This is a genomic window from Streptomyces sp. BE303 (assembly GCF_036290945.1).
Taxonomy (GTDB): Bacteria; Actinomycetota; Actinomycetes; order Streptomycetales; family Streptomycetaceae; genus Kitasatospora.
Map to the genome: position 1 here is coordinate 1 of NZ_JAQYWZ010000256.1, position 14453 is coordinate 14453.

8 protein-coding genes and 7 pseudogenes are annotated in these 14453 nt (G+C 70.5%); 10 read left to right on the plus strand and 5 right to left on the minus strand.

Annotation, left to right across the window (positions count from 1 at the left end; translation table 11 throughout):
- From PUR56_RS01780 to PUR56_RS01790, 4 genes and pseudogenes are all read left to right on the plus strand, one after another.
- Positions 1 to 133: pseudogene (locus PUR56_RS01780) on the plus strand (IS110 family transposase); the annotation flags it as partial.
- 479 nt (positions 134 to 612) lie between these two features.
- Positions 613 to 930: pseudogene (locus PUR56_RS43225) on the plus strand (IS630 family transposase); the annotation flags it as partial.
- A gap of 609 nt (positions 931 to 1539) precedes the next feature.
- A pseudogene (locus tag PUR56_RS43230) lies at positions 1540 to 1809 on the plus strand (helix-turn-helix domain-containing protein); the annotation flags it as partial.
- An 866-nt stretch (positions 1810 to 2675) separates the two neighbouring features.
- The gene (locus PUR56_RS01790) at positions 2676 to 3419 is read left to right on the plus strand and encodes a GntR family transcriptional regulator (protein ID WP_329947562.1); all 744 of its coding nucleotides are present in this window, start codon (positions 2676 to 2678) and stop codon (positions 3417 to 3419) included.
- A 645-nt stretch (positions 3420 to 4064) separates the two neighbouring features.
- Here the strand turns inward: PUR56_RS01790 and PUR56_RS43235 are convergent.
- From PUR56_RS43235 to PUR56_RS01820, 4 genes and pseudogenes are all read right to left on the minus strand, one after another.
- Positions 4065 to 5122 (minus strand): annotated as a pseudogene (locus PUR56_RS43235) (IS630 family transposase); the annotation flags it as partial.
- Positions 5123 to 5289: 167 nt separating this feature from the next.
- Positions 5290 to 5502: a helix-turn-helix transcriptional regulator gene (locus tag PUR56_RS01810; protein WP_329947565.1), complete on the minus strand. Its 213-nt coding sequence runs from the start codon at positions 5500 to 5502 to the stop codon at positions 5290 to 5292.
- A complete protein-coding gene (locus PUR56_RS01815) occupies positions 5499 to 5918 on the minus strand; it encodes a hypothetical protein (protein ID WP_329884482.1) in 420 nt (139 codons plus the stop codon). Before PUR56_RS01815 ends, PUR56_RS01810 begins: the two co-directional genes overlap by 4 nt.
- A gap of 87 nt (positions 5919 to 6005) precedes the next feature.
- Positions 6006 to 6218 (minus strand): hypothetical protein, encoded by a 213-nt coding sequence (locus PUR56_RS01820; RefSeq protein WP_329947566.1) that lies wholly within the window; start codon positions 6216 to 6218, stop codon positions 6006 to 6008.
- 669 nt (positions 6219 to 6887) lie between these two features.
- Between PUR56_RS01820 and PUR56_RS01825 the strand changes: the two genes are divergently transcribed.
- From PUR56_RS01825 to PUR56_RS01850, 6 genes and pseudogenes are all read left to right on the plus strand, one after another.
- Positions 6888 to 8273, plus strand: coding sequence for an alpha/beta hydrolase (locus tag PUR56_RS01825; protein ID WP_329884486.1), 1386 nt, complete (start codon positions 6888 to 6890; stop codon positions 8271 to 8273).
- A gap of 276 nt (positions 8274 to 8549) precedes the next feature.
- Positions 8550 to 10928 carry a penicillin acylase family protein gene (locus tag PUR56_RS01830; protein ID WP_329884488.1) on the plus strand — a complete coding sequence of 793 codons (2379 nt, stop codon included), beginning with the start codon at positions 8550 to 8552 and terminating at the stop codon, positions 10926 to 10928.
- Between the two features lie 74 nt (positions 10929 to 11002).
- Positions 11003 to 11146: pseudogene (locus PUR56_RS01835) on the plus strand (IS30 family transposase); the annotation flags it as partial.
- Between the two features lie 136 nt (positions 11147 to 11282).
- A complete protein-coding gene (locus PUR56_RS43240) occupies positions 11283 to 11675 on the plus strand; it encodes an IS110 family transposase (protein ID WP_443034423.1) in 393 nt (130 codons plus the stop codon).
- A gap of 509 nt (positions 11676 to 12184) precedes the next feature.
- Positions 12185 to 13729, plus strand: a complete 1545-nt coding sequence (locus tag PUR56_RS01845; RefSeq protein ID WP_329884490.1) for an RICIN domain-containing protein — start codon at positions 12185 to 12187, stop codon at positions 13727 to 13729.
- A gap of 141 nt (positions 13730 to 13870) precedes the next feature.
- A pseudogene (locus PUR56_RS01850) lies at positions 13871 to 14313 on the plus strand (GNAT family N-acetyltransferase).
- A 28-nt stretch (positions 14314 to 14341) separates the two neighbouring features.
- Here PUR56_RS01850 and PUR56_RS01855 read toward each other — a convergent pair.
- A pseudogene (locus PUR56_RS01855) lies at positions 14342 to 14453 on the minus strand (IS5 family transposase); the annotation flags it as partial.

Genomic DNA, 14453 nt, shown 5'->3' on the forward strand with positions numbered 1-14453 from the left:
ACGAGCCCGCGGCAAAACCCACACCCAGGCACTCCTGCGCCTCGCCCGCCAACGCATCAGCGTCCTGTTCGCCATGCTCCGCGACGGCACCCTCTACGAATCCCGAACCCCAGCCGCCACCCCCGCCGCATGACCACCCCAAACAGCACCAAAACCGGCACCACATCCTTGACGAAGGACATAGAGGCACCCCCCGGACGCCTCCCGCCCAGCAGCGACGCGACCTCCCCGGGCGAGTGCTGCTCGATGACGCAGTGCCAAAGCACCGTGCGCCAGCGCTCCGGCGGCGACTGATATGCCTCCGCCACCAGATGCCGTTCGGCCGCGGCAGCGAAGAGTTCATCCGGCGAGAGCACCCGCTCCTGCCGGTCGACCCGGTCGCCGAAGTCGGAGGTGAGCAGGGTGCGCCGCGAGGCAGCCGACCAGGCCATCACCGTGTTGCGGACCACCGCCAGCAGGTACGGCCGCCAGTTCTCGGTGGGCCCCGCCCCGTCCGCACCGCCGCCAGGGTCCGGGCGAAGGCCTCGCTCGCCAGATCCTCCGCGCCATTACTGAGGATTTCGGGTTGTCGTCGGGTAGTGACGGTTCATGATCCCTGCGGTACGCCGTTGTGTGAGGTATCCGGCGGGTGGGGGCCTGACCGCTGCGCGTCGGGCGCTTCGTGGGGCGATCCGGTTCCAGACCGGGATGCGGTTCGCGGTGGGTGGGAAGACCACGGTGACCACAAAGGATCTGCGGGTGAGCGTGCGGTCGGTGGAACGCTGGCGCCCTGGCTGGCGCGAGGGCGGGATGGAGGCACTGCGCTCAGCAGGGCCGGCCAACTCCCCGACCGTCACCGCCGCCCAGTTCGCCGTGCTTGAGGAGGAACTCGGCAAGGGGCCGACCACGCATGGTTCCGCGGATGAGCGGTGGACGCTGGCCCGGGTGCAGTTCGAGGGCTGGGAGGAGGACGGGGACTCGGGTCCCGTGGTGCGCCACCACCCACGGGGAACTCCCCCGGACGGATCGGGACAGGTATCCGGGCAGGTAGTTCGACGCTACCCCGAGCTCCCGGCGGGGCCAAGACTCGGATACGCCCACCACGGGGACCGCGTACGGGGCCCGGCGATTGCGTCTCGGCTCCCTACCCGGATCAACCGTCCTCCGCCATTCACCAGCATCGAGGTGAAATGATCAAGTACCGTGCGCCTCTCAGGACGGGCCGCCTGTCGCTGACTTCGGCGCGTCAGGGTGACGGTGGCGTGTCGAGGGTCAGGCCGGTGCCGGCCATGAAGCCGTCGGGTACGGCATCACCCGTATCGGATCCAATGGGATCGGCAGCCCGACGAACGGCCAGGCGGCCGGTCGTCGGGCTGCCGGCCCCAGCATGGCCCGCGGCCGCACCAGCGGTTCTCGGGGACTCGCGGATTTCCGGAGAGTCCGCGGTGTGTCGCGGGGCATCGCGCCGTTGCGCGGCCAAGGGATCCGGATGCCTGGCCCCGTCGCGTTCGAACAGCGGGCGACGCCGCCCGCCCGCCCCCGGCACCTTCGGCCTGCCCGTCCCCGGCAGCCGTGGTGATCGGCAGGAAGTTCCACGTCTCCTACAGCGTGTCCGGGGCGACGAGGCTGATGCACAGGCTCAGTTTCAGCCCGCAAGTCCCCGCGCGTCGGGTCGCCGAGCGGGACGAGCAGGCTGTCACCGTGTGGAGGGAGGCGACTTGGGCGGAGGTAGACGAGCGCGGGCGGCCTGCGGGGGCTGCAACTGCTTCGAGGACTAGGCAGGCTTCACCCGCCGTCCGCCCCAAGGACGCACCTGTCGTGGGGGCAGGCGGCGCTCGCCCTGCTCACGAGGGCTTTGAGGCGCTTGTCAGCGGCGTTTCTGTTCCGCCGGATGATGTAGCGGCGGATCATGCTGCCCTGTGCCTCCCGGGCGCCGACTACCTGTCACTGGCGAAGGTCTCGGTCTACACCTCGCCCCGTGACCGTGGGCCCGAGGTAAGTAAAAAACCGTTGCCGCACCGATCATGACGGGTGATCGCGGGGTGATCGGCGCACATGAACAGGGCCATCGGGTGCAGCTTCTGGACGTTGAAGCCGGAGAGGCACCAGGGAGGCCCTGTTGTCGCTGTTGCCGACCCTGGCTGAGGCAACAGCTGTGGGGCACAGTCCCACCATTCGCCACTGAGCGGCGTAACAGTCGAATCACAAGGCGGGACGAAACTGCCGGTTCCCACTCTTTGCAGATGGTCCACCGACTTCGGGTGAGTGGCAGCAGTAGTCCTATCCGTCGTAAGAGGCGTGTCGGCATAGGACCAAGCTTGCGCCTCACTTGTCCGACCGGTCAGCGCCGACGGACCCCTATCCCCAAGGAACGGAATGTCTATGGTCACGCCCTCCCGCACGCCCCCGCCGGCCGCCAGTGCCACGGCCAGGGCCGGATCGAGCCCGCCCCGGTTCAGCGCGGCCCGCCCGTACACGCGCGCGGATGTGCTCCTCGAGCTCGCTGACGTGATGCCTATGTACGGACGGGCCGGTCAGGACAACGGTGAACCTTTCGTCGGCGGCCGAGCACCGGCGGGGGCGCTGGATCGGATCGATCAGTGAAGGATGTCGGTAAGGGCGTGGTCGTCGAAAGTCGTTGGCAGAAGCGGGAACGTATCCGGTCGCACCTTCTCGGGCTTGGCCAGGACCTGCGCATGGGCGAGCCTCTTCCCGTCGAGCGCCAGCTGTGTGCGGATCTTCAGGTGGCCCGCAACACACTGCGCTCGGTGGTGGACGAGCTGGTCCGTGACGGGATCCTGGTCCGCGAGAGCGGGCGCGGCGTCTTCGCGGCCCGGCCCAGGAATGTTCAACCCCGGACCCCGAACGGTGACGGTGCGGACCCCGGGACGGGCGGTGTGGACTGCGCCTGGACCAGCCTGACGGTCAGCTTCCGCACGATCGCGGCCGGGGCGAAGATCGGCGAACGCCTCCGGTTGTCGCCCGCTGCGGAGGTCCTGAGAATCGTCCGGCTCCGCATGCTCGACGGCACCCCGATCTGCGTGGAACGCCTCCATCTTCCACACGCCCTGGTCCCGCAGCTCAGCGCGGACGACCTCGAAGCCGGATCGTTCCTCGAGCTCCTGCACCTGACCACGCCGACCACCGCCGTTCAGACCATCCGACCCACGGTGGTCGACGAGGACGAGGCCCAACTGCTGACGATCCCCCTGCATGCGCCGGCACTTCTCGTCGAGCGGACCACCAGTGATGCCGACGGTGGGACGGTCGAGTACACCCAGTCCGTATACAGAGGAGACCGGTACCGCGTGCACGCCCGGCTGTCCCCGAGCAGCCGGCCGAACGGCGATCAGCTGTTGATCCGCTCCTGGTCCGGCACGTCCTCCGCCCCCGGGAACAACGCCCTGAAGCTCGACCCCTACTGGACCGAGCGATTCTGAGCCCGCCACATCATTGGTACTGACCGGGCTCGACGCTCCCGCCGGACCTTCGCCAAGGCACACCGGTGCGGGCCGGCGACGCTGCACCGGATACACCGGCGCCCGCGGTTGACCCCGGCACCGACAGTGCGCCCGCCAGCGGCAAATGGTACGCAGCTGACGATCACAGCTCCGTCGCCCGGCGTTGCCGGTGAACCGAGCCAGGATCCCCGACAAATCGGTGTGGACACGCCGAAGCGGGGCACCGGAGGCCCCGATCGGGGCCTCCGGTCGTTCTGGCACTCACGTGGTCCTGTCGCCGATCCGCCATACCCGAAGGCGGACCGCGAGAATGAGAGGGTCTGACTCCGGCTGGGGGACGATGGTCAGCAGCATCGACAGTAGGGCCAGTCCGCTGGATGACGCCTCTCCGTCCTGGACTGTCGGTAACGAGTGAAACGAGGTTCTGGATCACTTTCCGGAAAGTGATCCAGAACCCGATTTCCGCCGTTGCCGACAGGGACCACTCGTCATGACGCGGCCACCTGACGTGCGCCGAAACGGGCCTGTCTGCTTGCCGGACTGGCGGCTCGCGACCCCGCGGGCAATCAGTGTCCAGAGCTCCGTCGCGTCGTGGGCGTCTCCCGATACTGACTTCGGCTTGTCAGGGTGACGTGGGGCGTCGAGGGTCAGGCCGGTGCCGGCTATGAAGCCGTCGAGGGTGTCGGGTCGGTCCTGGAGGCGTTTGAGCCGGTTACACACGAGGGCTTCGAGACGGTCGAGGGCCATGCGAGCTTGGCCAGGCTGTGTTTCACGTGTGTCCAGACCCACTCCACGGGGTTGAGGTCGGGTGATGCGGGCAGGAGGAACACCGTCAGCCAGGCGCGCTCGGCGATCAAGGCGCTCATGGCGTGGGAGACGTGGGTGTTCAGGCGGTCCCAGACCAGCACGATCGGTGCCGTGACAAGCTGGTGGACGCCGTCGATCAGTGCGATGAAGTCACGCCCCCCATGCTGCGGCGCTCGCCCCTGCCCGCGGGGTGCGTGCGCAGGCGGTGGCACAGCCGGGTGCGGGGACCGGGCCGCATGGCGATCAACCCGGCTACGGACAGGCGTCCCGATCGGCGGCCGCTGACCGCCACGACCGGAGTACGGCCTCGCCGACCCCAGGTGCGTCCTCTGGGCGGACGGCAGGTCAAGCCTGCCTCGTCCTCGAAGCAGATGTCGCCCCCGCAGGCCGCCCGCGCACTTTTACCCCCGCCCAGGTCGCCTCCCTCCATGCGGTCACGGCCTGATCTTCGCGGTCGGCGACCCGCCGCGCGGGGACCTGCGGGCTGAAACCGAGCCGGTGCATCAGCCTCGTCGTCCCGGAGACGCTGTAGGAGACGTGGAACTTCCTGCCGATCAGCGTAGCCACCCGCGCCGCGGTCCACACCTGGTCCTCCACCCAGCCGTGCGCGGCCGGACCCTGCTCCAGGTACACAACCAGTTTTCCAGACACCACGGTGACGGACGGCACCGAGATCCGCTCGGGCCACGGGAGGCCAGCTCCTCAACCCCGCCGTCTCGCCACAACTGGTGCCATTGGTAGGCCGACTTCTGACTCACCCGCAGCCGTCGCGCGACCTCCGGAGGCTGGACCTCCTGCTCGAACAGCTCGGCCGCCTGCATCCGAACCGCCTCCCGGCGGCGCTCACGCCCTGCGGCGGTCAGCCCGCCCCCCATCCGCAAACTCACACACCACGGATACAGCCACGCACCAGGCCCATCAGGAACTTCGCGAAGATTCACCCTGACGAGCCGAAGTCAGTAGCCCGCCCCCTCCAAAGGCCGACAGAGTCCCAGGCTGATGCAGCCGTACGCCGGAGCACCGTCCCTGCCTCAACGGAAGGTCACGTTGTAGAGTCCGTGTCTTCGTCCGGGAAGAAGAGGCCCTCGATCGGTTCGCCGAACACTGCGGCGATCTTGAACGCGAGCGGAAGGCTTGGGTCGTAGCGTCCTGTTTCGATGGCGTAGATCGTCTGCCGGGACACGTCGAGGCGGTCGGCGAGGTCGGTCTGGCTCCAGCGTCGCACCGCGCGCAGTTCCCTGAGCCGGTTCTTCATCGGGGTCGCGAAGTCTTGAACAGCAGAGCTGCGATCCAGATCAGGATGCTTGCGAGGAAGCTGATCTGGACCAGCTGCCGCAGGTCGCCCACCCCGGCCGCCTGGAGGAGCCCGACGGTATAGATCGCTGTGATCAGCACGCCGAAGCCGATCGCCAGCGCCTCGAGTTGGCAGCGGCGCTGGTACTCGTCCGCACGACGCAGGCCCCTGACCACGGCCCGGACGATCCACATTCCCGGGGCGAGGTTCAACAGCGACCAGAACAGCTTCCACGAGTCCGTCGAACCGAAGAGGCCGAGCTCTGCGATCAAGCTGAGCAGCCCAAGGGTGACGAGCGCCGGCAACCAGTCGAGCAACCAGGCGCGGGCACGGACTGTGTCGCTTCGGCTCTGACGGTTCTTTGGAGACCTATCCATGCGACAAACGTAAAGGACCCTTGTCGAAATGTAAATGGACCCTGTCAGATGGACAAGGGTGGTCGACGTTCTCAGCCCGGCTGAGCATCACCGTGGCACCGGCGCAGAACCGTGGCCGCCCGCCACGGCCGCCGAAGGGGTGGCCTCGCGGCCCCGGCCTCGCTCGACGATCCGCTGGACCGCCGCTGCCAGCGCCCGCTGGTAGCGCTGCTCAGTGTTCAGCAGCAGCGCTACAGCCTGGTGGTCGAGGGCGTGATCATTCGGGCAGTGATCGGAGACCGCCCGGTTGAGGAACGTCACCTTGTCGCTCAGACCCGGATGGTTGTGCTCCCGCGGCCAGCCGTGCCCGATCAAGCTGGTCGACGACCGCCAGGGGCGACTCGCCCGAGGCGGGGCTGGATGGTGAGCGGGCCAGGAACGGCCGGGACGGGTCGCCGACGGCGAACAGCCGGACGTGGTGACCGGCGGTCCGGCCGGGCGCCCGGTCGTGGAGGGCGTGGACGGCGCCTAAGGCGCGCCGGCCGTGACCCTGGCGGCGGAGGTCCGGGTCGGTGGCAACCGAGGCGATCTCGCCGGCGAGAAGTCCGCGGCCGGGTCTGGGCACTGCGGTGGTGTACCAGCCCACCGCGATGAAGAGCAGGTGCCCGCCGTCCACGATGACGAACGCGGTGAACTGCGGGTCGGCGCCGAGGCGGGTGCGGAAGTACTCCTCGCACTCGGGGATCCGCCGCCCGGGCGGATACCGGCCGAGGCAAGCGTGATCATGCGCAGCCGGGTGAGCCGGACGAGGCCGAACGGGCCTGGCGGTACCGGTCCGCCGGTGGCAGCGCTCCGGGGCGGACCGGGGCCGTCCGGGTCGTGCGGCTCGCATGGTCGGCCGAGTCGGGCCCACGGCGGTCGCGGCGAGGCGCAGGCTGGCTCGGTGGCAGTGCCGGAAGGGACCGGCGCGAGAGGAAGGGAAGGACGGGCATGACGGGTACGTGCGGCCGTATCGTCTCCCTGCTGGGTGCAGTCGTGGTGATCTCCGGCGCGCTGTCCGCGCCCCCGGCCGGCTTCGCCGCCGCGGCCGCCCGTACCGGGGGGATCACCGGGCAGGCGCCGTGCCGGGAAGCCCCTGAGTTCACCTGCGGGACGCTGACCGTCCCGCTCGACCACAGCGGCGCCCGTGCCGGGACCCTCAGCCTTGAGGTGGCCGTCACCGGAAACACCGCCGCGCCCAGGGGCGACCTGCTGTTCCTCACCGGTGGCCCCGGCCAGCCGGGTGTCCCGGCGATGAGGCGGATCGCGAGCAGGCTGGAGCCCGTCCTGAAGGCGTACCGGCTGGTGATGTACGACCAGCGCGGCACCGGCCGCGGCGCGCTCCGCTGCCCGGGCCTCCAGGAGGACATGGGCTCCTCCGACCTCGCCGCACCGCGCAAGGAGTCGATCGCCGAGTGCGCCGAGGCTCTCGGCCCCGACGCCCGCCACTACAGCACAGCGGACACCGTTGCCGACATCGATCTGCTGCGCCGCGCGCTCGGCGCCCGGCGCCTGACCCTGGACGGCGTCTCGTACGGCAGCTTCGTCGCCGAACGGTACGCGCTGGCCCACCCGGCGCACGTGGCCCGGCTGGTGCTCGACTCGGTGGTGCCGCAACAGGGTTTCGACCCGCTCGACCTGGCAGCGCTGCCCGCGAGCGCCCGGGTCCTGCGGGCCGCCTGCCGAGCCACCGGCTGTACCACCGACCCGGCCGCCGACCTCGCCGCCACCGTACGGCGCTACGGCAACGGAGCGCAGGTCCTGAGTGCGCTCACGGGCTACGGGTTCGTCGACCCGGACTACGGCGGGGTTGCGGACATCCTGCACGAGGCCGCCGCAGGGCGGCCCGCACGGCTCCAGGAGCTCTTCGACCTCGTCCGCCGCCAGGTCGACGCCGCCTCGGCCGAGGAACTCAGTCAGGGGCTGCACTCCGCCGCCCTCTGCGCCGACTCGCACTTCCCGTGGGGCACCACCGACACGCCTGTCGCCGAACGCGCGGCCGCGCTGGAGCGCACCCGGCGGCGGCTGACGGCCGAACAGACCTGGCCCTACGACGCCGCGACCGCGACCGGGCTCGGCAGCCTCCTCGTCTGCCTCGACTGGCCGCGCCAACGGGTGCCGCCGACGCCACCGGGGCACCGCAAGCTGCCGAGGGTGCCCGTGCTGCTGCTCGGCGGCGACCGGGACCTGTCCACACCGTACGAACTGCTCCACCAGCAGGCCCGGTCGGTTCACGACCCACAGATCGTGATCGTGGCCGGCGCGACGCACTCGGTGCAGAACCGGGCGGCGGACCCGGCCGGACGGCAGGCCGTGTACGACTTCCTGCTGACGTAGCCAACGCCTGTGCCGGGCCGTGAGCGCGCCCCCACCGGGGCGGCGGCCCCTCTGAGGACGGAGCGCGGGGAGCCGGGTGCTCTCCAGGCGCGCCGCTGACCGGACGAATACGGGGCCGGGTCCGTACGGTCGGGTTCGATGGACAGGTGCTGCAGCGCGACGCGCAGCGGTCGTTCCCCCTCCGACTCGCCGGGAGCCGTCCTGACCGCCACACCATCAGTCCGTACACGGACGAGATCCGTAGCCGCCCTGGGGACGCTCCTCCTGCTCACTGCGGTGTCCTGCCCGGCCCCCGGCGTCGCCGCCGCGGCGGGCTCCAGCGGCGGGCGCCTGTCGGCGGTCATCCGCTACACCGAGTACGGCATCCCCCACATCGTCGCCGACGACTACGCCGGGCTGGGGTTCGGCAGCGGCTGGGCGCAGGCCCGCGACCAGGTCTGCGCACTCGCCGACGCGTTCCTCACCGTGCGCGGCGAGCGATCCCTCTGGTTCGGGCCCGGCCTCCCGCCCGACCCGCAGGGCTCGTTCGCCACGACCAACCTCGCCAGCGACCTCTACCACCGCGGAGTGCGCGAGGCCGGAACCGTCGAGCGGCTCCGCGAGGCCCCCGCCCCCACAGGGCCCAGCCGCGCGGCGGCCGACCTGGGCCGCGGCTGGGCCGCCGGCTACAACGCCTGGCTGCGCGCCCACAGGATCACCGACCCGTCCTGCGCCGGCGCAGGCTGGGTACGGCCGGTGACCGAGACCGATGTCGCGGCGCTCGACCGCTCCCTCACGGTCCTGCTCGGCGAGGGCCGCGGAATCGACGGCATCGCCGCCGCCGGACCGCCTGAATCGGGTTCCGCGCCCGCCACCCCCGAAGCCCGACCCGCACCCGACCTCACCGCACCCCAGGGGCCCGCGGCCGCGAAGGCCGTCCGCGGGCCCCTGCCCACCGGGCGGACCGGGCCGGGCTCCAACGCCGTGGCCTTCCACGGCTCGACCACGGATAACGGGCGCGGGCTGCTGCTCGGCAACCCGCATTTCCCCTGGCACGGCGCGCAGCGCTTCTGGCAGTCCCACCAGAGCATTCCGGGCGAACTGGACGTCATGGGCGCCTCCCTCCTCGGCACCGCGGCCGTCTCGATCGGGTACACCGCCGACGTCGCCTGGAGCCACACCGTCGCCACGGGCGTGCCGATGAACCTCTACGAACTGGCCCTGGACCCCTCCGACCCCACCTCCTATCTCGTGGACGGCCGCCCCGAGCCGATGACCCGGCGGACCGTCACCGTCGCGGTCAAGGAGGGACCGCCGGTCACCCGCACGCAGTGGTGGACCCGCTACGGGCCGGTCATCACCGCGCTCGACCTCACGGGCCCGCTGCCCTGGACCAGAGCCCGCGCCTACGCCCTCAACGACCCCAACGCCGCCCACCTTCGGGGCACCGACGCCGCGCTCGCGCTGGCCCGGGCGCACAGCACAGACGAGGTCCTGAAGGGCCTGAACCGCACCCAGGGCATTCCCTGGGCCAACACCATCGCGGCGGACGCGGCCGGTCACACCCTGTTCACCCAGTCACAGGTCCTGCCGCGCGTCACCGAGGACATCGCGGCGCGATGCTCGACGCCGCTCGGCACCCGGGTCTACCCGGCCACCGGGCTCGCCGTCCTGGACGGATCGCGTTCAGACTGCGCCCTCGGCAGCGATCCGTACGCACTCCAGCCGGGAATCTTCGGCCCCGGGGCGCTGCCCGTCCTCAAGGACGCCCCCTACGCGGAGAACTCCAACGACAGCGCCTGGCTCACCAATGCCGAGCGCCCCCTGACCGGGTACGAGCGCGTCTTCGGCACCACCGGGACGCCGCTCTCCCTGCGCACCCGCGGCGCACTGCGCGACGTCGGCGCCATGGCCGGGCGGGGCCACCTGACCGTTGCCGACCTCCAACGCCACCAGTTCGCCGACAGCTCCCTCGCGGGCGACCTCGCAGGCACCGCCCTGACCGCGTTCTGCACACCGGTCAAGGAACAGGCCGCCCAGAAGGCGGGTACCCGCCCGGCCGACACCGCCGAGGCCTGCCGTGTGCTGACGCAGTGGGACCGGACCGTGAACACCGACAGCCGCGGCGCCCTGCTCTTCGACCGCTTCTGGCGCGGGCTCGTCGCCGACACCACGGCAGAAGAACGGTGGACCGTGCCCTTCTCGCCCACCGACCCGCTCCACACCCCGCGCGCGTTGAACACCTCCTCACCGGCTCTCCCCCGAGCCCTGGAACGCGCCGTCGCAGAACTGCGCGCCGCCGGAATCCCACTGGACGCCCCCTGGGGCGACACGCAGTTCGTCGTCCGCGGCGGCACCCGGATCCCGATCCCCGGCGGTTCCGCGGAACTCGGCGTCTGGAACGTCATCGACGCGCTCTGGGACCCCGCCGCCGGCGGCTACAGCGACGTCGCATCGGGCACCAGCTACCTCCAGGCCGTCGGCTGGGACGACACCGGCTGCCCCGATGCGAAGACCCTCCTCGCCTACTCCCAGTCGGCCGACCCCACCTCCCCCCACCACTCCGACCAGACCAGACTGCTCTCGAACCAGCAGTGGATCACCTCCCGCTTCTGCGAGAAGGACATCCTCCAATCACCCGACCTGGAAGTCCTCACCATCACCGAACAGAACTGACCCACCCCAACGAACCGACCCCCGGCCCGCACACCCTTTGTCGACGACGGATTGGAGCCGCCGGGCTCGGCTCGTTCACCCTGGCCACCGACATCCCGGTCTACCTCTGCGACCCCGCCAGCCCCTGGCGACGCGGCGGCAACGAGCACACGAACGGCCTGCTCCGCCGGTACTTCCCCAAGGGCACCGACCTCCCGGCTCACGACCCCCGACACCTGGTCCGAGGTTCCCCCGAGGTGGCCGTCCCGTCCCTGGCCCGGCCGCGAGCGGCCGGGCCAGGAACAGCGGCGGGCCCTGGAAGCCCGGATCAACACCCCGCTGGAGGCCCACCCTCTTCACCCGGTCCTGACCTCGATGCCCGGCGTCGGTGTCAGGACCGCCGCCGTCCTGCTGCTCACCGTCGGCGACGGCACCGGCTTCCCCACCGCCGCCCACCTCGCCTCCTACGCCGGCCTCGCGCCCATCACCAAGCCGTCGGGCACCTCGATCCACGGAGAACACGCGCCCAGAGGCGGAAACCGGCGGCTCAACGGCGCCATGTTCCTCTCCGCCCTCGCCTGCATGGCGGGTGGGTTGCAGGTAGGGGGGGCCTGGAGCCCGCCGTCGGCGGTTCCTGCGAGGAGGGGGTGCGGCCCGATGGTCTACCGGCGCCCGATCAACGTCCCGACCAGCGGTGACACCCGGGCCGCGACCTCACGCCGGCCCGGTCGCCCACGGTTCGCGCGCGGATGGGTTCCCCGGGCGTGAGGGCCTCTCCTTGCCGGCCGGTCCCGGCTGAGCGGCTCCGCTCCTCGGCAGGGCCTCCCCCCGTGGTCTCCGGTCGACCGCTCGTCGCACAATGCGGCCGCTCACCGCAAATCCCTGCGGGGCGACTGTCGGCACCCACCGATGGGAACTGGAATACGCGGCACGGGCGGATTCGCGGGGCTTCGCCAGAGGTGCCGGTGCGGTACGAACAGCCGCCGAACCCAGGTGGCAGCGAGCGGCGGCGGCTCCGGTCCCTGCACTTCCTCCACCCCGCTCACCAGAGCCGTCTCCGCGCCGGCCGACGCGCGCGGCGAGGAACTCTCCGCCGCGGGTCGAACGCGGTCTCGACAAGAAGGGAAATCTCCGTGCGCAGACCATGGCTTCTTCTCAGTGCGGTCGTCCTGAGTCTCGTGTCACAGGGGGTGGCGTCGGGGGGCTACCCGACTGCCGCCGCGGTGACAGGGACCGCCGGCTCGTCGGCGGGAACCGGCACAGCCTCGACCACACCGGTGGACGATCCCGCCCTCTACTCCACCTTCGTGGCGGGGCACAGCTCTTTGTGCATGGACGTCAGTGGCGGTGATACGACCAACGGTGCGGGTGTGGTGCAGCAGTCCTGCGGCCCCGCACTCAGTCAGCAGTGGCGTCTCGAGGACACCTCGGCGGGCTACGTCCACGTCATCGCCCGGCACAGCTCGAAGTGCCTGAACGTCCAGGGCAAGAGCACCGCCGACGGCGCGGCGATCCTGCAGCGGCAGTGCACCACCGGCTCCAACGACGACTGGAAGCTGGAGGACGCGGGCAACGGCTACAACCGCCTGGTCGCCCGACACAGCGGCAAGTGCCTCGACGTGAGTGCCGGTTCGACCGCGCAAGGCGCGGCCCTCGTCCAGTGGACCTGCAACGGGGCCGGCAGCCAACGGTTCGCCCGCTCATCCCCGACAACGAGGCTGGTCACCTGGGGTGCCAGTACGGACAAGCTCGCACAACCCGCCGCTCAGAACCTGACGCACCGTCTCATCGTGCACACCAGTGCGGGAGGCAGCGGCCTGGGGATCAGGCTGTCCAACGCGTTCGGCGACCAGCCGGTGACGTTCGGCGCCGCCTGGGTGGGGCAGCGGTCGGCGGGCGCCGCCGTGACCCCGGGTACCAACCGCCCGCTGACGTTCGGCAGCCTCGGCTCGGTGACGGTCCCCGCGGGGGGCTCGGTGTACAGCGACCAGCTCACCGGCGCGGTCCAGCCCGACTCCGACCTGGCGGTCAGCCTCTACGTCCAGCAGGCCTCCGGCGTTCTGACCGGCCACAACGTTGCCAGTCAGACGTCGTACAGCGCCCCCGCGGGGGATCACGCGGCCGACGAATCGCAGACCTCCTACACCGATACCAGCACCTCCTGGGCCTACCTGGACGCGCTGGTGGTCGACGCGCCCGTCGGCACCGGCGCCGTGGCCACGCTCGGGGACTCCATCACGGATGGCTTCAAGTCCCCCACGAACCTCAACCACCGCTGGCCCGACTTCCTCGCCGCCCGGCTCCGGAACTCCACCGACACGCTGATCAAGGGTGTGGCCAACGAAGGCATCACCGGAAACAAGGTGCTGATAGACGGCGCCGGACAGAGTGCGATCTCGCGCCTCGATCGCGATGTGCTCACCCAACCCGGGCTGAAGACCATCGTTCTGCTCGAGGGTGTCAACGACATCAACCACACCACTACCCTCACGGCACAGCAGCTGATCGATGGCTACACAGACATCGTGAACCGGGCTCACGCGGCCGGGGTGTGTGTGGTGGGCGCGACGGTCATGCCATTCGAGGGCGGCACCCAGAAGTGGACGCCCGAGAAGGACGCGCTGAGGAACGAGGTGAACGCGTTCATCCGAACGGGCGGCATTTTCGACGCGGTCGTCGACACGGACGCCGCTCTCCGCGACCCCGCCCACCCCTCGCGTCTGCTGCCCCAGTACGACAACGACCATCTTCACCCCAATGACGCGGGACGGCAGGCCATCGCGGACTCGATCAGCCTGGACAAGCTGAACTGCACCCGCTAAAGGGGTTCAGTCCCGTAACTGCTGGTCAGTGAGCCGTGAGAGCCGAGGGCGTCGTGGACTGCCTGTGGACTGCGGTACGAGTGTCGCGGCAGACTCGTGGTCATGGTGTACCTGCGGGTTCTCACGACGAGCGACTGACCGTTGTGGCGTGAGGTTCGCCTTGCCGCACTGAGCGAGGCACCTCACGCCTTCAAGGCTGGGCTCGCGCAATGGCACGACGGTGGGGAGGAGCGGTGGCGCGAGCGCTTGGCACTGCCCGCCGCCTACAGCATCGTTGCGTTGCTGGACGGCCGAACCGTGGGTATGGCTGCCGGCCTTCCCGGGGATGGCGGCGCATGCGAGCTGAGGTCGGTGTGGGTCAGCCCCCAGGCACGGGGCCGCAGCGTCGGAGACCAGTTGGTAGCGGCCGTCGAGGAGTGGGCCCGGCACCGGGGTGCACGACTCTGAAGCTCGCGGTCCTACCGGGCAACGAACCCGCTGTAGCGCTGTATCGGCGCAACGGTTTCATCGATACGGGAGAACTCGGAGACCTGTTGTCCGACGGGGTGCTCGGGGAACGCCTGATGGTGAAGGTGCTTCGCTAAGTGGGTGTTTCGCTCCTGGTTGTCGAGGTCAGGTTCCGTGCCAGGTGGGGGTCGTTTCGCCGGTGAGGCGGCGGGTCATGAGGCTGATCATCGCGACGTGGATCATGGCTTCGGATCGGGCCGGGAGGGCTTCGTAGTCG